At 66.9% G+C, this 16,315-nt stretch carries 18 protein-coding genes; 6 read left to right on the top strand and 12 right to left on the bottom strand.

The window, feature by feature from the left end; translation table 11 throughout:
* The coding region (locus DBR12_RS09965; RefSeq protein ID WP_146185507.1) for a Crp/Fnr family transcriptional regulator at positions 1–282 on the bottom strand (282 nt) is incomplete at its 3' end.
* A 133-nt stretch (positions 283–415) separates the two neighbouring features.
* On the opposite strand from DBR12_RS09965, the gene DBR12_RS09960 reads away from it, so the two are divergent.
* Both DBR12_RS09960 and DBR12_RS09955 read left to right on the top strand, forming a co-directional pair.
* Entirely contained in the window at positions 416–940 is a 525-nt protein-coding gene (locus tag DBR12_RS09960) for a DUF962 domain-containing protein (protein WP_108617094.1), read from the top strand.
* A 316-nt stretch (positions 941–1,256) separates the two neighbouring features.
* On the top strand, positions 1,257–2,135 hold the full coding sequence (locus DBR12_RS09955) for a bile acid:sodium symporter family protein (RefSeq protein ID WP_108617093.1): 879 nt from the start codon (positions 1,257–1,259) through the stop codon (positions 2,133–2,135).
* Between the two features lie 12 nt (positions 2,136–2,147).
* On the opposite strand, the gene DBR12_RS09950 is transcribed toward DBR12_RS09955, so the two are convergent.
* The 5 genes from DBR12_RS09950 to DBR12_RS09930 are packed head-to-tail and all read right to left on the bottom strand — an operon-like array spanning position 2,148 to position 7,844.
* Positions 2,148–3,320, bottom strand: a complete 1,173-nt coding sequence (locus DBR12_RS09950; RefSeq protein ID WP_108617092.1) for an ABC transporter permease — start codon at positions 3,318–3,320, stop codon at positions 2,148–2,150.
* Position 3,321: 1 nt separating this feature from the next.
* Positions 3,322–4,494 carry an ABC transporter permease gene (locus DBR12_RS09945; RefSeq protein ID WP_108617091.1) on the bottom strand — a complete coding sequence of 391 codons (1,173 nt, stop codon included), beginning with the start codon at positions 4,492–4,494 and terminating at the stop codon, positions 3,322–3,324.
* A 51-nt stretch (positions 4,495–4,545) separates the two neighbouring features.
* A complete protein-coding gene (locus DBR12_RS09940) occupies positions 4,546–5,550 on the bottom strand; it encodes an HlyD family secretion protein (protein WP_108617090.1) in 1,005 nt (334 codons plus the stop codon).
* Between the two features lie 11 nt (positions 5,551–5,561).
* Complete coding sequence (locus DBR12_RS09935; protein WP_199226666.1) at positions 5,562–7,004, bottom strand: TolC family protein; 1,443 nt, start codon at positions 7,002–7,004, stop codon at positions 5,562–5,564.
* Between the two features lie 18 nt (positions 7,005–7,022).
* Positions 7,023–7,844: a metal-dependent hydrolase gene (locus tag DBR12_RS09930; protein WP_108617089.1), complete on the bottom strand. Its 822-nt coding sequence runs from the start codon at positions 7,842–7,844 to the stop codon at positions 7,023–7,025.
* Positions 7,845–7,970: 126 nt separating this feature from the next.
* Here DBR12_RS09930 and DBR12_RS09925 point away from each other — a divergent pair, with 126 nt between their 5' ends.
* Positions 7,971–8,576, top strand: a complete 606-nt coding sequence (locus DBR12_RS09925) for a TetR/AcrR family transcriptional regulator (RefSeq protein ID WP_108617088.1) — start codon at positions 7,971–7,973, stop codon at positions 8,574–8,576.
* Between the two features lie 15 nt (positions 8,577–8,591).
* Here the strand turns inward: DBR12_RS09925 and DBR12_RS09920 are convergent, their stop codons facing one another.
* From DBR12_RS09920 to DBR12_RS09900, 5 genes are all read right to left on the bottom strand, one after another.
* Positions 8,592–11,114: a cation-translocating P-type ATPase gene (locus tag DBR12_RS09920; protein ID WP_108617087.1), complete on the bottom strand. Its 2,523-nt coding sequence runs from the start codon at positions 11,112–11,114 to the stop codon at positions 8,592–8,594.
* Positions 11,115–11,214: 100 nt separating this feature from the next.
* A complete protein-coding gene (locus DBR12_RS09915; protein WP_108617086.1) occupies positions 11,215–11,379 on the bottom strand; it encodes a rubredoxin in 165 nt (54 codons plus the stop codon).
* Between the two features lie 31 nt (positions 11,380–11,410).
* Positions 11,411–12,166: a cytochrome b/b6 domain-containing protein gene (locus DBR12_RS09910; protein WP_108617096.1), complete on the bottom strand. Its 756-nt coding sequence runs from the start codon at positions 12,164–12,166 to the stop codon at positions 11,411–11,413.
* A 40-nt stretch (positions 12,167–12,206) separates the two neighbouring features.
* Entirely contained in the window at positions 12,207–12,731 is a 525-nt protein-coding gene (locus DBR12_RS09905; protein ID WP_108617085.1) for a diheme cytochrome c, read from the bottom strand.
* A gap of 11 nt (positions 12,732–12,742) precedes the next feature.
* On the bottom strand, positions 12,743–13,147 hold the full coding sequence (locus tag DBR12_RS09900; protein WP_108617084.1) for a DUF1924 domain-containing protein: 405 nt from the start codon (positions 13,145–13,147) through the stop codon (positions 12,743–12,745).
* 117 nt (positions 13,148–13,264) lie between these two features.
* Here DBR12_RS09900 and DBR12_RS09895 point away from each other — a divergent pair, with 117 nt between their 5' ends.
* Genes DBR12_RS09895 through DBR12_RS09885 form a run of 3 tightly spaced genes read left to right on the top strand, consistent with a single transcriptional unit; the run spans position 13,265 to position 15,783 of the window.
* Entirely contained in the window at positions 13,265–13,660 is a 396-nt protein-coding gene (locus DBR12_RS09895) for a PepSY domain-containing protein (RefSeq protein ID WP_108617095.1), read from the top strand.
* A gap of 6 nt (positions 13,661–13,666) precedes the next feature.
* Positions 13,667–14,341, top strand: a complete 675-nt coding sequence (locus tag DBR12_RS09890; protein ID WP_108617083.1) for a response regulator transcription factor — start codon at positions 13,667–13,669, stop codon at positions 14,339–14,341.
* Complete coding sequence (locus DBR12_RS09885) at positions 14,338–15,783, top strand: sensor histidine kinase (RefSeq protein WP_108617082.1); 1,446 nt, start codon at positions 14,338–14,340, stop codon at positions 15,781–15,783. Before DBR12_RS09890 ends, DBR12_RS09885 begins: the two co-directional genes overlap by 4 nt.
* A gap of 120 nt (positions 15,784–15,903) precedes the next feature.
* Here DBR12_RS09885 and DBR12_RS09880 read toward each other — a convergent pair.
* A partial coding sequence (locus DBR12_RS09880; RefSeq protein WP_146185506.1) for a DUF1631 family protein occupies positions 15,904–16,315 on the bottom strand: 412 nt, incomplete at its 5' end.

The following is a 16,315-nucleotide window of genomic DNA, read 5'->3' as shown; positions in this document are numbered from 1 at the left end:
GTCAAACACCGATATCTCGCCAAACCAGTGGGGCGGCTCCAGCCGGGTGAGCAGCGCCGAGCGCGCCTCGTGCGCCCGCCCACCCGTGCCCGAGATGCTGATCGCACCGCGCACCACCGCATAGAGCCCGCAGGGTGCATCGCCGCGCAAAAAAAGCACTTCGCCCGCCTGCAACTGGCGCAAGTGGGCCATGGCGATCAGCGGCTGGGCAAAGTCGGGCGGCAGGTGGGCAAACCAGCGGCCGGACTGGAGGATGGGCAGATAGGTGGCGGGGTCGGTCATGCAGTGCAGATTGGGCGCGAGGCGGGGTGGGGCGATGCCTTGGGAGTGTGCCTTTTTGTCGTCTGCACGACAGACGCTGGCAAGGCCCCGGAGCGAGTATTGATGCTGCTCAAAACTACAGCCGGAGACACCCATGAAAACCCTGATCGACCATCTGGCGCAGTACGCCGACTACCACCGCGACCCGCGCAACATCCACACCCATTTTGTGGGCGTGCCGATGATCATGTTTGCGGTGGTCATCCTGCTGTCGCGCCCGACCTGGATGGCGGGCGCTTTGCCGTTGAGCCCGGCGCTGCTGGCAGCGCTGGCCGCCAGCGTCTTCTACTTCCGGCTGGACACGCGTTTTGGCCTTGCCATGGCGGCCCTGCTGGCGGCCATGCTGGTGGGCGGCCAATGGGTGGCGTTGCAGAGCATGGCGGTGTGGCTGGCCACCGGCATCGGTCTGTTTGCCGTGGGCTGGGTGATCCAGTTTGTGGGCCACTACTACGAAGGCCGCAAACCTGCGTTTGTGGACGACCTGGTGGGGCTGATCGTCGGCCCGCTGTTTGTGGTGGCTGAGTGGGCGTTTGCCCTGGGCCTGCGCAGGGAGGTGCAGGCTGCCATCGAAGCGCGCAGCGGCCCCGTGCGACTGCGCACTGGCCAAGCGGCTGCCTGAGCGCTCTCGCTCTCCCCTCTGCTACTCCTTTGCCTCGTCGCTGGGGATGGTTCGTGCTGCCTGGTCTCACGCGGCGCGGCTGCCCTGGAGCCAGGGATATCCTGCATAACTCCCTGCGGTCGGTGATAGCGCGGCCTCGGGCGGTTCGCTGCGTTGCTTTTCTTGCCAATAGCTGGGCTACTGGCTGCCAGAAGACGCCTTGCGCCCCATCCCGATCCGCACCACCACTGCGCCGCGAGGGTCATGCAGGACATCCCCAGCCGTTTCTACCCCCCATTGAATGGAGCGCGGCTGCTGCGGTCGCGTGTGTGTTTCCATGAGTTTTGTGTCCATCCTGCCCACGCTGTTGTTCATTGCCCTCGGCCTTGTCATGTTCGGCCTGGGCCTTTCGCTCACGGTGGGCGACTTCACGCGTCTGCTGCAGCACCCGCGCGCCGTGGTGCTGGCCCTGGCGCTGCAGGTGCTGGTGCTGCCAGCCGCGTGTTATGCGCTCATCGTGCTGCTGGGCGTGGCGCCGCTTTACGCCGTGGGGCTGATGCTGCTGGCCGCCTCGCCCGGTGGAGTGTCGGCCAATTTGTTCAGCCACCTGTTCGGGGGCAACGTGGCGATGAACATCTCGCTCACCGCCATCAACACTGTGCTGTCGATCATCAGTTTGCCGCTCATCACCAATTGGGCCATCAGCACCTTTGCACACACCGGCCAGGTGGTGCCGTTGCAGTTTGGCAAGGTGATGGAGGTGATCGTCATCGTGCTGGTGCCGGTGGTGCTTGGCATGGCGGTGCACCGGCGCGTGCCCTCGTTCAGCGCGCGCATGGAAAAGCCCATGAAGATCTTCAGCGCCGTGGTGCTGGCGGCCTTTGCGTTGATCGCGATTGCCAAGGAATGGTCGGCGCTGGTCGAGTCGTTCACGGGCATTGGCCCGGCGGTGCTGCTGTTCAATGCCATCAGCCTTGCATCGGGCTACTACCTTTCGCGTGCTGCGGTGCTGGACAAATCCATGGCCACGGCCATCAGTTTTGAGATCGGCATTCACAACTCCACGCTCGCCATCTTCATCGCGCTTTCGGTGCTGGACAACTTCCAGCTGGCGCTGCCCGCAGCCATCTACTCGGTCAGCATGTATCTCATGGCCACGCTGTTTGGCACGCTGGTGCTGCGCCGGGGGAGCATTGCGGCTGCCGCATCAGCGTGATTCCTTGGTCCTTCAGACCCGGCTGCTGCGGGGGCTGGTCAGGGGCCGCGCTGTGTACAGCACCGCCGCCGTGCAAACCGCACCCAGAACCACCAGCCCGCACAGATATGGCAGTGCAGCCTGCAGCGGCGCGCCCAGCTGGTTGAGTCTCAGCGAGGCCTGCACGCCCGAGGTGCTGGGCAGCAGCCAGCGCAGCCACTGCAGTGGCTCGGGCAGGGCTTCTACCGGCCACGAGAACCCCGCCACAAATGCGATCGGCAGCGTGGTGAACAGCAGAACTTGCAGCGCACGTTCACGGTTGCCAAACCAGAGCCCTAGCAGCGCGCCCATTGCGGCTACTGCGGGCACGTAGCAGGCCAGCAGCGCCAGCGCCCCCAGCGGGTTGCCGCCGCGCGGGTAGTCGTGCAGCACAAAAATCCAGCCAAAGTAGAAGATGCCACTGGCCCAGCCCAGCGTGCACAGCGCCAGCATGCGACCCAGCCAGGCCGTAGTGCATGCGCGGTGCTGGCCTGCCTCCACCCAGGTACCCGTCAGCAGCGCTGCACCCATGAGCAGCGTTTGCTGCAGGATGAGCAGCGCCACGGCGGGCACCACAAAGCTGCCATAGCCTTCAATGGGGTTGAACAGCGCCACCGTTTGCAGCTGCACCGGGGCGCGGCTGGCTTGGGCCTGCTGGGCGCTGTGGCCGCCGGACTGCAGCTTCCTGATCTCGACCGCGGCGGACACAGTGCCCACGGCTTCTGCAAAACCGAACTGAACGGCCTTGTTGAGCAGTGCATAGGCGCCGTTGGCCTCGATGCTGACCACGGCGTTTTCACCGCGCACCACGCTGCGTTTGAGGTGGGGCGGGATTACCGCGTAGCCTTCGATCTCGCCACGCCACAGGGCCTGTTGCGCCTCATGCTCGCTGCCGGTGACCAGGCGCACTTCGATGCGTGGGTCGGCGTCGGCAAAGCGCGTGATCTGGCGCGAGAGGCTGGTGCGGTCCATGTCCACCACGGCCACCGGCACGCGGGTGAGCACCTCGTCGGCGTAGAACCAGGGGTAGAAAAATCCGTAGAGCACGGGAGCGCCTATCAGCAGCAACAGCACGCCCTTGTCGCGCACCACGATGGCCAGGGTCTGCAGCCAGGCGTACAGAAGGCTGCGCGGTGCAGCGGTGGTGTGGAGTGCGGGTGTATTCATCTCAACGGCCTCCCCAGGTTTCAGGGTGCCCTGCGGCAAGATGCAGCCCCAGGCTGCCCAGCAGCCACAGCACCCCGGTGGCGATCAGCAGCGCCACCATGGTCGAAACGCTGGTGCCCAGCGGCGCGCCCATCTGCAGCTGCTCGATCTGCAGGCGGATGTAATGTGTGAAGGGCATGGCCTCGGCCCAGGCGCGGGCGCTGGCTGGCATGCCTGACAGCGGAAACGCCACGCCGCTGAACGCGAACGCCGGGGCCGCAAAAAAACCCGCACCCGACAGCGCCGTGCGCAATGAGCGCGTGAGGGCTGCCAGCGCGCCACCGGCTGCCAGCGATACGGCCATCAGCAGCGCCAGCGCGCCCGCCACCCAGGCCAGGTTACCCGGCGGGTGCCAGCCCCTTCCCCAGGTGATGCCCACCAGCGCCAGCAGGCCCACCAAGGTGAGCGTGGCCCAGGGCAGCGCGAGCTTGCCCATCAAGGCGCCTGCGGTGTGCAGGAAAGGGCGCGCGCCCAGCCACTCGCCCAGCGTGCGGTCGCGCAGCTCGCGGCCCACCGTCCAGGCACCGGCCGTCATGGCCAGGATATGCAGCAGTGCGGGGATGAGCGCCGCGCCCAGAAACTGCTCGTAGTTGCTGGATACATTGAACAGCGCCACCATCTGCGTGTGGATGGGCTCCATGCTTACGCGCACGGCCCGGGCCGCCTCACCGCGCTTGTTGCGTGCGGCCATTTCGATGCCTGCCGACAGCGTGCCCACGGCGGCGCGCACGTCGCGTTGCAACAGGCCCGAGTGGGTGCCCATCTGCGCGTTGTGCAGCAGGGTGACCTGGGTGGCGCGCCCCTCCTTCACAGTGCGTGCAAATTCGCGCGGGATGGTGACGACGGCATAGACCTCGATGTTGCGCAGGGCGCGCTCTGCCTCGGCCGTGTTGGAGAATTGCTGAGTGATCTGCACGCCAGGTGTGGCGTCGAGCATGCGCACCAGCTGGCGCGACAGGCTGGAGTGGTCTTCATCGACCACGCCCACAGCCAGGTGGCGCGGCAGCCCGGCCGAGAAGATCCACCACAAAAGCGCCACGCCCAGCAACGGCACCCAGGTGACCATGGCCAGGTCCCACGGGTCGGCCGCGAGGCGCCGCGCTTCGCGGCGGAAGCTGTTTACTATTGAATTCATAGCTACTCGCGCTTGATGGTCGCGCGCAGAAGGCATTTTTTATTCAAAATTTCAGCGCACCAGCACCGTCATGCCGGGGCGGGCACCTTCGATGGGGGCCGCCGGGCGGGCGCGCACCTCGAAGGTGCGGGCATCAAAACCCTGGCCTGCGCGCGTGGCACGCCAGGTAGCGAAGTCGGGCAGGGCACCGGTGTGGTAGACCTTGAACTTGACGGCCTGGTTGCCGTCCTTTCCGTGAAGGGCTGGCAGGGTGGCCTCAAACTCCTTGCCGATGGCAAACCGCTGCAGGCGGTCTTCACGCACGTTCAACACCACCCATTGGTCTTTCAGGTCCACCACCGTGACCACGGCAACGCCCTGGGGCGAAAGCTCGCCCGTGCGTGCCAGCACCTTGGCCACTTCACCTGCCACGGGGCTCTTGAGTTCGGTCTCGGCCTGGGCGGCCTGCACCTCTGCCACCACACCGGCCACCTGGCGCGCTTGGGCGCTGGCGGCCGAGCGGTCTTCGGTGCGGGCACCGGCGCGGGCCAGCTCGTACTGGGCCTTGGCGGCCAGCGCCTGGTCGCGCGATGCCTTGTAGTTGGCCTCGGCCTCATCGCGCTTTTGTGCGGCCACCAAGCCCTCGCGTGCGAGGCCGTCCACGCGCTTGAAAGAGCTTTCCGCCAGGTCGGCCGCCGCCACGGCACGCTGCCAGTTCAGGCGGGCCATCTCCACCTCTTGTGGTCGGGCGCCATGCTGGGCCTTGTCTGCCACAGCCTGGGCGGCCTCTTGGGCGGCGGTGGCCTGGGCCAGCTTGGCCTGGACCTCGGGGCTGTCCATGCGGATCAGGGGCGCCCCCACGGCGATCTGGTCGCCTTCCTTCACCAGGATCTGCGCGATGCGGGCCGTGACCTTGGGGGCGATGTCGGCTTCTTGCGCCTCCATCTGGCCTTGGAAGACCTCGGGTGCGGGTTGCGATGCCTTCCACAGGCCAAAGCCCACAAAGCCTGCCACCGCCACGAAGGCCACGGTGCCGATCACGGCCGCCTTTTTGCTGTTGTTCTTGCTCATGTTCATTCCGCCTCTATTCATTCCACGCGCACCGCATCGGCGCGCGCCATGTATTTGCCAAAGTCTTCCGACAGGCCGCAGCTCTCCAGCAGCTCGGCCAGTGCCTTCACGTAGTCGTGCGCGGCCTGGGCGCGTTCGGTCTGGGCCTTGGCCTGGTTCACCTGCGCGTCGATCAGGTCCAGCGTGGTGCTGGTGCCCGCCTTCAGGCCAGCGGTGCGCAGGCGCAGCACTTCGTCGGCCAGCTCCAGGCCGGGCTGCAGTGCCAGGTAGGCGCGACGCGCCTGTTCCAGCGCCAGCCAGCGTTTTTCCACCAGCAGGGCAATGTCGTTCTGCGCCTGGGCGCCGGTGCGCTCGGCCTGCGCGACCAGGCGCTGGGACGACTCGGCGAGGGTGTTGCGGTCAATGGAGTCCAGCAGCGTCCATCGCACGCCCACACCGGCCACCCAGTCGGCTTCCTTGCCTGTCTTGAGCTGCCGTTGGCCGAAGGCGAACACCTGGGGCTTGCGCAGCGCCTCTTGTGCGGCGTGCAGCTGCGTGGCCTGTTCCTTCTTGGCGGCCACCTTGTCCAGCCCGGGGTGGCGCGCCAGCGCGGTGTCGATGAAGTGGGGCAGGGGTTCCACCGGCCCGCCCAGCACAAACAGCGGGCTGGTGGGCGTGACCAACTCGGTGGCCTTGAGTGTGCGGGTGAGCGCGGTGGTGGCCAGCTCGGCATCGTCGCGCGCCTTGCGGGCGTTGCGACGGGCCTCTTCCAGGGCCGAGCGGGCCTGCAGGCGCTCGACGCGGGCGATCACGCCCGCATCCAGCATCTTCTGGGCGGCGGCATCGTGCTGCTCGATGGTGGCCAGTGACGCCTCGCGCAGCACTGCGGCGCGCTCGGCCAGCTGGGCGCCAAAGTAGCGCTGTACCAGCAGGGTGGTGGCTTCGTGGCCGGTCTTCGTGGCGTCGGCCTGTGCCTCTTGTGTTTGCGCGTTCATCAGGCCACGTGCGGCGTCGCTGGCACCGCCCATGTAGATGGGCCAGACGGCTGAGACGGAGGCCGTGGTGTCACTTTTGCTCCGGTTGAGCGTGTAGCTCGATGGCAGGTGCGGCAGCTGTGCCAGCGAGCCCGCCAGCTGCGGCGGCAGCTGCGACAGCACGCCGGGCAGCGCACGGTTGAGAGGGTTCAGGTCCACATCCAGATTGGCGTTGTAGGCATAGGTCGCGCCACTCAGGTTGATCACCGGGCCGCCCAGACGCTGAAAGGCGTCGCGGCGCAGCTGGGCGCTTTCCACCGCGTGGCGCGATGCAGCCAGGTGGTCCGATCGCTGCAACAGCTGCTGCTGTGCGGCTTCAAATGCCAGGGGTTCCGCCTGGGCGGGCAGGGCGATGAAGGCGGTAAGGGCCAGGGGGGCGGAGGCTATCAGGCACAGCAAAGCTCCGCCTGCCCGGCCGGTGCGCCGGGGCGTGGGGTTCGTCGTCATGGTTTCAGGTCGTCGTTGTCAGCGCGCGCCCACAGGGGTGTAGGCGTTGCTGTGTTCTGCCAGCCAGCGCTCCGAGAGGTCGCTGCCATGCTGGCTGGGGTGAAAGTCGCGCTTCAGGTATTGGCGCCAGGGCTTCCAGCTTTCGCGCACCAGGCCGCCTTTGCCGAACAGTGTGCGCGCTGCGCTGGCCCAGGTGCACCATTGCCACAGCGCACCGCTCTGGCGCAGGTTGCTCACCGTCTGGCGCAGCACATCGCCCACAAAAACCAGTGTGATGCGGCGGAACCAGGTGATGCGCCAGTCGTGGTTGCCACCCAGCGCCTGGTACAGGTCGAACGCTGTGTTCTTGTGCTCCGCTTCTTCTGCGCAGTGCCACTGCCACAGGGTGGCCAGGCGTGGCTCGGCACCTTTCAGAACCTCGGGGTGGGCCAGCAGCCATTCGGCCAGCAGGGCGGTGAAGTGCTCGTTGGCGGCTGTGACGGCCAGCGGGTGGCGCGGGTCGGCCCCGGCAAAGAGCTTCATGCGCTCTTCAGCGCGCGGAGCCCAGGTGTTGACGAGGCCCTGCTTTTCGAGGTGGCCGTTGAACAGCGCGTGGATGCGGCGGTGTGTGGCCTCTTGCCCGATGAAGCCGCGCACCTCGTCGGCAAACTGCGCCTGCAGGTCGGGCGGCAGGCGCTTGTGGCCATCGCGCACGGCGTCAATGAAGAACTGCTCGCCCACGGGGAAGCTCATCGACAGCGCGTTGAACAGCGCCGAGCGAAACGCGTCACCGCCGCACCAGTGGCGCGCAAACGGCGTTTCCAGATCAATCAGCAGACGGCGGACAACAAGCTCGGTCATGGGCGATCTCCTTCAATGTCGGGAGGAAAAAAAGATTGGTACTGAGCAGTACCGAATGCTTTGTATGATGCAGGTCAACTGTGGTACTGTCAAGTACCTAACCCGATTTCCAGGGACTTTTTTGTTATGACTGCCGCCACCGAATCTCCCGGCCAGGGCAACGAACACCGCGCCCGCCTGCTCGAAGGCATGGCCCGCGCCGTGGCTGCCAAGGGCTATGCCGACACCACGATTGCCGACATCGTGCGCGAAGCCAGCGTTTCGCGCCGCACCTTTTATGAAAACTTTGCCGACAAGGCCGAATGCCTGATTGCGCTGTACGAGGTGGCCAGCGGCAACGCCATAGCCGTGCTGCGCGGCGCCATCGATCCGCACAGCGACTGGCAGGCCCAGGTGGAGCAGGCCATGGGGGCCTACTTTGGCGTGCTGGCGCGCAACCCGGTGCTGCTGCGCACTTTGTTCATCGACATCCTGGGCCTGGGCGCACCGGGCCTGGCGGCGCGGCGCCGCGCCAACCAGCAGCTGGCCGACCTGATGCTGGATGTCGTCAACAACCGCCCCGGAGAGCGCCTGCGCAAGACACCTCTGCAGCCCACCATGGCGATGGCGGTGGTGGGCGGCATCAACGAGATGGTGCTGCAGGCCATTGAGCAGGATAGGGCAGTCCAATTGCAGACTCTGGTGGAGCCCGCCAGTGCCCTGCTGCGGGCCGCCATCACTGCAGAGTTCTGATGCTGCCCGGGGGTATCACGCCCGTGGCCGCGTGACTGGTAGCAGCCACTGCTGGTTGGCGGCGAAGACCACCACCAGGGCCAACCCCGTACCTGTGGCACAGAGCCATTGCACCAGTGACAGCGGTGCGAACTTGAATGCAGCCGCCAACCAGGGCACTGTGGTCACAAGTGTGAGTGCGGCGAGCGTGCCACCCAGCACCCACATGCCTACCGGCGTCAGGCCCGTCCACAGGCCGTGTAGGCCCTCCCGGGTATGGCTACGGCTGGGCAGGATGAGCACTGCGTTGGCGGCCACCAGAACCGCAAACGCCACCGTGCTGGCCAGGCCTTGTTCTATGGTGTGACCGATCAGCCAGGCATACAGGCCCACCACAATCGATGTGACCACGCTGCCCTGCACAAGGCTCAGCAGGATATGTCGGCCAGATAGCAGTGGTTCATCGGCCCCGCGTGGCGGCTGTTGCATGAGGTCGGCCGCACCTTCCTCGGCCTCAAAGACGATGGAGCAGGCCGGGTCGATGACCAGTTCCAGAAACGCAATATGCAGCGGTGCCAGCACCAGCGGCAGCCCAAACAGCACCGGCAGCAGCGCCAGCCCGATGATGGGCACATGCACGGCGAGCGTGTAGATCATGGCCTGGCGCAGGTTGGCAAAGGTCTGCCGCCCCCGGCGGATGGCTTGAACAATGGCTGCGAAATCATCGTGCAGCAGCACCAGCGCTGCGGCCTCGCGCGCCACGTCGGTGCCGCGCTGGCCCATGGCGATGCCGATGTGGGCGGCCTTGAGGGCGGGGGCGTCGTTCACGCCATCGCCCGTCATGGCCACCACCTCGCCCTGGGCCTTGAGGGCTTCGACCAGCGCCAGTTTCTGGTGCGGCTTGATGCGTGCAAATACGCTGACCTGCCGGACTTCGCCGGTGAGCATGTCGGGGGACATCAAGGCCATTTCATCGCCCGTGACGACCTGGTCGTGGGCGATGCCCGCCTGGGCTGCGATCGCGCGAGCGGTGCGGGGGTGATCGCCGGTGATCATCACAACGCGGATACCCGCCTGGCGGCATTGCGCAATGGCCTCTGGCACCTCGGGGCGCAGCGGGTCGGCCAGGGCCACCAGGCCCAGCCATTCAAAGTCAAAGTCGTGCTGAATGCCGGGCCAGTCGTCTTGCACGCGGTGCCGGGCCTTGGCCACGCCCAGCACCCGCAGGCCCCGGTCGGCCAGGCGGGCGGCCTGGGCGCTGACGGCGGCGCGCTCGGCGTCGGGCAGGTGGCACAGGTCGGCCACGGCTTCGGGCGCGCCCTTGGTGGCCACGGTGTCGTGCGCCGAGGTGCCGTCGCGCCACAGGTGGCTCATGGCCAGCAGCTGGGGTGAAAGCTCGTACTCGCGTGCCAGCGACCAGGCCGGGTGCAGGTGCTCGGTGCCTGCCAGATGATCCCCCGCCATGCGGTGGAAGGCCTGCTCCATGGGGTCGTGCGGTTCGATCTCGCTGGCCAGCACGGCGTATTCGAGCAGTTCGTGAAAGGCCTCTGGCAGCGCGCTGCCATCCGCTGCGGCGGGCAGATTCTGCACATCGAGCTCCTCGCCCGCGATGCACAGCGCAGCCACGGCCATGCGGTTCTGGGTGAGGGTGCCGGTCTTGTCCACGCACAGCACGGTGGTCTGCCCCAGCGTTTCGATGGCGTTGAGCCGCCGCGTCAGCACTTGCTGCGCCGCCAGCCGCCGCGCGGCCAGGGCCAGGAAGACGATCATGATCACCGGCAGCTCTTGCGGCAGGATGCCCATGGCCAGGGTGATGCCTGCCAGCACGGCTTGCAGCCAGTCGCCGCGCAGTGCCCAGAACAACGCCACCAGCAGCACACACAGCGCCAGGCCGATGACCACGAGCTTGTGGGTAAGCCGTGCCATCTCTTCGCGCAGCGGCGAGGCCTGCAGCGCAATGGTGTCCAGCGACTGGCCGATGCGCCCCAGCTCGGTATGGCGCCCCACTGTACTGACCTGCAGCAGCCCCTGGCCGCTGACCACCAGCGTTCCCGCAAACACCTTGTCGGCAATCTGCTTGGCCACGGGCTCGGATTCACCCGTCAGCATTGACTCGTTGGTGGCCAGCTCGTGCGCCTGCAGCAGCGTGCCGTCGGCTGGTATACGGTCGCCCTCGGCAATCATCAAGAGGTCTTCGCGGACCACATCGCGGCCCGCAATGCGCACTTGGGTGCCACCGCGCAGCGCGAGCGCGCGGGGGCTGGAGAGGTCGCGCAGCGCGCTCAGCGTGTTGTCGGTGCGGCGCTCCTGCAGCACCGTGATGGCCATGATGATGACCACAAACCCCAGCAGGATCAGGGCCTCTTGCGCGTCCCCCATCGCCAGATAGATGCCGCCTGCGCCCAGCAGCAGCAGGAACATGGGTTCGCGCACCACGTCCCAGGCCATGTCGCGCAGCGTGCGGCGCTGGCTGATGCCCAGTTCGTTGGGGCCTTCTTCACGCAGGCGCTGAGCGGCAACGGCCGGGTCAAGGCCAGTCGGTGGGGGTTGTGCGGGCATCTGGGGGCGTGGGGAGTCTATAGGCGATCTTTCTTATACCTTTGATCGGTGAAAGTGTCGGTGTGCTGGTGCAGCTGTTTCCCAGATCACACCTTGCACCTCACACCTCGCACAGCACAAAGTCTGCCTTGCCCACATTGCACTCGGGGCACCGCCAATCGTCAGGCACATCGGCCCATAGGGTGCCCGGGGCAATGCCGTCCTCGGGCAGGCCAGCGGCTTCGTCATAGATCCAGCCGCAGACCACGCACATATAGATTTTCATGGGTTGATCCTGAAAGTTGTTTTGACGGGTTTCAGTCGTCATCGTGGTGTCTGCTGCGCTCGCTCGTCGTGCCGCTGGCCATCAAACCACGGGGCGATTGCTGCCATTCCCATGCGCCAAAGGCCAGCACTGCCAGCAGCAGCGCTGCCGCCAGCCAGGTGCGGTTTTTCTGCACCAGGTTGGGCCCTGGGCCTTCCACGCGCCCGGTCAGCATGGGCAGCGCCTGGTTCTTGCGCCGCAGCACGCTCAGGCCGGCAATCAAAGCGAGGTGGGCCAGCACGACAAACAGCATGGCTTCTCCGAAGAACTCGTGCACCTCTTCAATCCAGTCGCCTCCCAGCACGTTGCCCCAGTCGTTGTAGGTGGCGTAGCCGCTCAGTGTGAGGGGCACCACCATCGCCAGCAGCAACACAATGGCCAGCGCCATCAACAGGTTCTGGCCCTGGCGCCAGTTGATTGGTGTGATCGAAGTTGCTTTGGGCAGGGCGCGCAGCCAGGCCGGGGCCCCGGCCAGCTTGCGCCACAGCAGGCCCAGGCCCGAAGTGCGCGGGCCAAAGATGCCGTACAGCACGCGAAAGCCCAGCAGGCCCGCCAGGGTGTAGCCCAGCGTGACGTGCAGCAGCCGCCAGTGTTCGCCATCGGCGGTGGCGTAGGCACCCACAAAACACAGTGCAAACAGCCAGTGGAACATGCGTGTGGGCGCGTCGGTGACCAAGCGGCTGGACGATTTTGCGGGCCCTGCTTGCGCTGTTGCGCTGGCTGGGTGGAGGGAAGGGGTGTTGTTCATGGTTTTTTCCTTGGTGGGGCGCATGCCGGATTCGCCGCCCTTAGTCGTTCCAGGCGCGGCGCGAGCGGGCATCCAGCCCCGCTGGCATGCGCAGGTCGTGGTCGTCAAATTGCCCCTGGTCTGCGCCCTTGTGGCAGGCTGCGCAGTTGGCCGCGCTTTTCACGCTGGCAAGCCTCCAGGCGGCGGGCTCGATCTTTCGGTGTTTGTGCTCAAACCATGCCGAGCGGGTGATGCGGTCCTCGGGCGGCTCCTCGTTCACGCGCTTGTAGGTGCCCGCGTGGGCCTGCAGCCATTGGTTGAGCTGGCGCACGGTGGCGGCGTCCAGCGATGCGTCGGTGCCATAGTGTTTGGTAAGGCCCGTCATCACGCGGTTCCACGACGCTGCGGGCAGCAGGCCGGGTGGGTAGGCGGTGTGGCAGGCAGCGCATTCCTGCGTGTAGGCGCTGGGCACGTTGCGAGGCATGGCGCGCCCGCTGTCAGCCTGGGCGCTGGGGAGTGTCTGCAGGGCCAGCATGCACAGGGCTGTAGCCAGGGCGGCGGGGCGAACAAGGGCGCGTTTTTTCATGGTGCTGTGACTCAAGGCTTGAGGGCGCTGAGATAGGCCAGCACATCGGCCTTCTCGACCGCCGTGCATTCGCGGCTCAGCACGTCGTTGCAGTTGCGGCGAAACCATTTGTCCACCTTGGCGGTGTCGGTGAAGGCCTTGGGGTTGAAGGCAGGTGCCAGGGGCGCTATCGACTTGCCGGTGCTGGCGTGTTTGCCCTGCGCGGTGGGCGGCGTGCCGTGGCAGGATGCGCAAGACCATTCGCCACCGTGGCGCGTGGTGAAGAACGCCTTGCCCTTGTCGGCATTGCCGGGGCTGCCAGCCTGTGCGCTCCAGTGGGCGAGCTGCTGGGCAGCGGTGGTGTCGGCGGCGTGGCTGGGGCTGGCTGCGGCCCAGAGGCACAGTGCGGCCAGGGCCAGGGTGCAAGCGGTTGTCATCGTGCTGTCCTTGTGGGTGTTTGTTGTCGTGTGCAGCCATTGTTGAAATCCCTGTCTGAACGGCGCGTGAAAGGGCTGTTCATCGGGCGTTCAGACACTGCGCAGGACAATGCACCCATGTTTTTTCCCTCCCACCGAACTTCTGAGGGCTGCCATGCCATGCGCTGGGGCGCGGCGGCTTGTCTGCTGTGGGCGGCTGTGGTGGCCACGCCAAACGCCTTGGCCAGCGGTAGGGGCGACCACGACCGCGCCCGCCAGGCCGTGCAGGCAGGCCAGGTGCTGCCCTTGCCCGCTGTGCTGGAGCGCCTGCAGCGCGAAGTGCCCGGCCAGGTGCTCGAGGTGGAGCTGGAGCAGGAGCGAGACCGCTGGATTTACGAGATCAAGCTGCTGACCCCTGCAGGGCAGTTGACCAAGGTCAAGCTGGATGCGCGCACGGCCGAGGTGCTGCGCATCCAATCGCGCGATGATCAACGCACCGGCCGAGAACAACGCGAAGACCGGCCCCGCCACTAACCGCCCATGCGCATCCTCCTGGTAGAAGACGACACGCTGCTGCGCACCCAGCTGCGCACCGCGCTGCAGGGCGCGGGCTACTCTGTGGACGAGGCCGACAACGGGCGCGACGCGCAGTTCCTCGGCGAGACTGAGGCGGTGGATGCCGTGGTGCTGGACCTGGGCCTGCCGGTGGTGGACGGGCTCACGGTGCTCAAGCGCTGGCGGGCCGAGGGGCACAACATGCCGGTGCTGATCCTCACCGCGCGCGACAACTGGCACGAAAAGGTGGCAGGCATCGACGCCGGGGCCGACGACTACCTGACCAAGCCCTTTCACCTCGAAGAACTGCAGGCACGCCTGCGTGCGCTGATCCGCCGCGCCAGCGGGCTGGCGTCTGCGGTGCTGCAGTGCGGCGACTGGTCGCTGGACACCCGCAGTGGCCGCGTGACCTGCGCGGGCCAGCCCGTGGCACTCACGGCGCATGAATTCAAGGTGCTCGACTACCTCATGCACCGGCCCGGCGTGCTGGTGTCACGCGCCGAGCTGACCGAACACATCTACGCGCAGGACTTTGACCGGGACTCCAACACCATCGAAGTGTTTGTGGGGCGCCTGCGCAAAAAACTGCAGTCGCCGTCGGCTCACGCGGCCCGTATCGAGACGGTGCGCGGCATGGGCTACCGCCTGGTGCCGCCATGAACCGGGGCGCGAGTCGGGACGCGAATCGCGGCGGTTTGCACTGGTCGCGCTCCCTGCGGTTTCGGCTGCTGGCCGTGACGGTGGCGGGGGTGGCGGTGGCGGTCGTGCTGGCGGGCCTGGTGCTCAGTGGGCTGTTTCGCGAGCACGTGCAGCGCCAGTTCGAATCGGCCCTTTTGCAGCAGTTGGACCAGGTCACGGCACGGCTGGAGTTTGATGCCCAGGGCCAGCCGGTGGTCGCAGCCCAGGCGCTGTCGGACCCGCGCTGGCTCAAGCCCTACTCGGGCCTGTATTGGCAGGTGGACGCCATGGCGCCCGACGGACGCGGTCGGGCCGGGGTGCTGCGCTCGCGCTCGTTGTGGGACACCAGCCTGGCCTTGCAGGTGGATGCGCTGGCCGATGGTGCCGTGCATGTGCACGAGGTGGCAGGCCCGCAGGGCGCTCCCTTGTTGGTGCTGGAGCGCACCGTGCGTGCAGAGGGCGCGGATGCGGCGCGCTGGCGCCTGATCGTGGCGGCCGATCTGCAGGCCACTCAGGCGGCCACCGCGCAGTTCACGCGCCTGCTGGCGTTGTCGCTGGCGGCGCTGCTGGTGCTGCTGGCCGCGGCTGCGTGGGCCCAGGTGGCCGTGGGGCTCAAGCCCTTGCGTGTGCTGCAGCGGGGCTTGCAGGATGTGCAGCAGGCGCGCACTACCCAGTTGCAGGGCACTTTCCCTGCCGAGGTGCAGCCGCTCGTCGATGACTTCAATGGGGTGCTGGCCCGCAATGCCGAGGTGCTGGAGCGCGCGCGCACCCAGGCTGGCAATCTGGCGCATGCCTTGAAAACACCGCTTTCGGTGCTGGAGAACGCAGCCCGCGCTCCTGATCCTGCGGATGGCCCTGCGCTGGCTGCGCTGGTGCGCGAGCAGGTGCAGGTGGCGCGGCGCCACATCGACTGGCATCTGGCGCGATCCCGCGTGGCTGCATCGGCACACCTGCCCGGCCAGCGCACGGCGCTGGAGCCTGTGGTGGGCGGGCTGGTGCGCGTGATGAACAAGGTGCATGTCGGGCAGGACGTGGACATCACGGTAGCGCTGCCCGATACCCCGCTGTTCTTTGCGGGCGAGGCGCAGGACCTGCAGGAAATGCTGGGCAATCTGCTGGACAACGCCTGCAAATGGGCGCGGTCCTCCGTGCGATTGAACGCGCAGGCCCTTGGTGGGCAGCCGCCGCGGCTGGTGGTTTATGTGGAGGACGACGGCCCTGGCATCAGTGCGGCGCAGCGTGCGCAAGCGCTGGAGCGGGGCGTGCGGCTGGATGAAACGGTGCCTGGCTCCGGGCTGGGTCTTGCCATCGTCCAGGATCTGGCAACCATGTATGGGGGGCGGCTGGATCTGGAGCCCTCTGGCCTTGGGGGGGTGCGCGCGGCGCTCGCACTGCCTGCAGCTGGGGATGCTCAGCAGGAGTGACAACCCCGCTCCGTCGGACCAAGCCGCTGGCCCTGCGGCTTGGTGCACTGCTGAAAAGTGATGGAATTTGCCGTCTCCGCCTGACGGTATTATGTTTTTTGCTATTAATAATGTAGCAAATTACATCCGGCTGTCCACGCTGTTGCGCATGGCTGCCGCGGCCACGGCGTCCAGGGCGCCGTCCACCACGGTCTGCTGGGCGATCACGTGCATGGCGCCTTGCTGGATGAGCCGGTCCACCAGGCGCTGCGTCATCGACTGCGTGTGGCCCGATGCGCTGGTGAAGAGGAAGAAGTTGCCGTGCGAGCCGATCCACGACAGCTGAGTGCGCTCCCATCGGCCTGCCACCAGCAGGTTGACCCAGGTGCCAATGGCCAGTGGCGGAACGATCGGTGAGGCAACGCTGGCGGGCGTGGGTGCGGGCTCGGGTCTTTCGGATTCGGGGGCCTGGGAGGACTCCATGAACCCGGACTCCTTGGCCTCGGAGGGGGCAACCCAGGGGTCGTCGTCGCCCAGCGGCGCGGGTTGGGGC

Source organism: Acidovorax sp. HMWF029 (assembly GCF_003060895.1).
In the GTDB taxonomy this organism is placed as follows: domain Bacteria; phylum Pseudomonadota; class Gammaproteobacteria; order Burkholderiales; family Burkholderiaceae_C; genus Acidovorax.
The sequence above is the reverse complement of the archived record's forward strand: the minus strand, read 5'-3'. Positions and strand labels throughout refer to the sequence as shown.

Bases quoted from the DNA above. Each gene is read 5' to 3' on its own strand.
- DBR12_RS09960 (WP_108617094.1), top strand. From the start codon at position 416: ATGAAAACCCTGATCGACCATCTGGCGCAGTACGCCGACTACCACCGC.
- DBR12_RS09955 (WP_108617093.1), top strand. From the start codon at position 1,257: ATGAGTTTTGTGTCCATCCTGCCCACGCTGTTGTTCATTGCCCTCGGC.
- DBR12_RS09950 (WP_108617092.1), bottom strand. From the start codon at position 3,320: ATGAATACACCCGCACTCCACACCACCGCTGCACCGCGCAGCCTTCTG.
- DBR12_RS09945 (WP_108617091.1), bottom strand. From the start codon at position 4,494: ATGAATTCAATAGTAAACAGCTTCCGCCGCGAAGCGCGGCGCCTCGCG.
- DBR12_RS09940 (WP_108617090.1), bottom strand. From the start codon at position 5,550: ATGAACATGAGCAAGAACAACAGCAAAAAGGCGGCCGTGATCGGCACC.
- DBR12_RS09935 (WP_199226666.1), bottom strand. From the start codon at position 7,004: ATGACGACGAACCCCACGCCCCGGCGCACCGGCCGGGCAGGCGGAGCT.
- DBR12_RS09930 (WP_108617089.1), bottom strand. From the start codon at position 7,844: ATGACCGAGCTTGTTGTCCGCCGTCTGCTGATTGATCTGGAAACGCCG.
- DBR12_RS09925 (WP_108617088.1), top strand. From the start codon at position 7,971: ATGACTGCCGCCACCGAATCTCCCGGCCAGGGCAACGAACACCGCGCC.
- DBR12_RS09920 (WP_108617087.1), bottom strand. From the start codon at position 11,114: ATGCCCGCACAACCCCCACCGACTGGCCTTGACCCGGCCGTTGCCGCT.
- DBR12_RS09915 (WP_108617086.1), bottom strand. From the start codon at position 11,379: ATGAAAATCTATATGTGCGTGGTCTGCGGCTGGATCTATGACGAAGCC.
- DBR12_RS09910 (WP_108617096.1), bottom strand. From the start codon at position 12,166: ATGAACAACACCCCTTCCCTCCACCCAGCCAGCGCAACAGCGCAAGCA.
- DBR12_RS09905 (WP_108617085.1), bottom strand. From the start codon at position 12,731: ATGAAAAAACGCGCCCTTGTTCGCCCCGCCGCCCTGGCTACAGCCCTG.
- DBR12_RS09900 (WP_108617084.1), bottom strand. From the start codon at position 13,147: ATGACAACCGCTTGCACCCTGGCCCTGGCCGCACTGTGCCTCTGGGCC.
- DBR12_RS09895 (WP_108617095.1), top strand. From the start codon at position 13,265: ATGTTTTTTCCCTCCCACCGAACTTCTGAGGGCTGCCATGCCATGCGC.
- DBR12_RS09890 (WP_108617083.1), top strand. From the start codon at position 13,667: ATGCGCATCCTCCTGGTAGAAGACGACACGCTGCTGCGCACCCAGCTG.
- DBR12_RS09885 (WP_108617082.1), top strand. From the start codon at position 14,338: ATGAACCGGGGCGCGAGTCGGGACGCGAATCGCGGCGGTTTGCACTGG.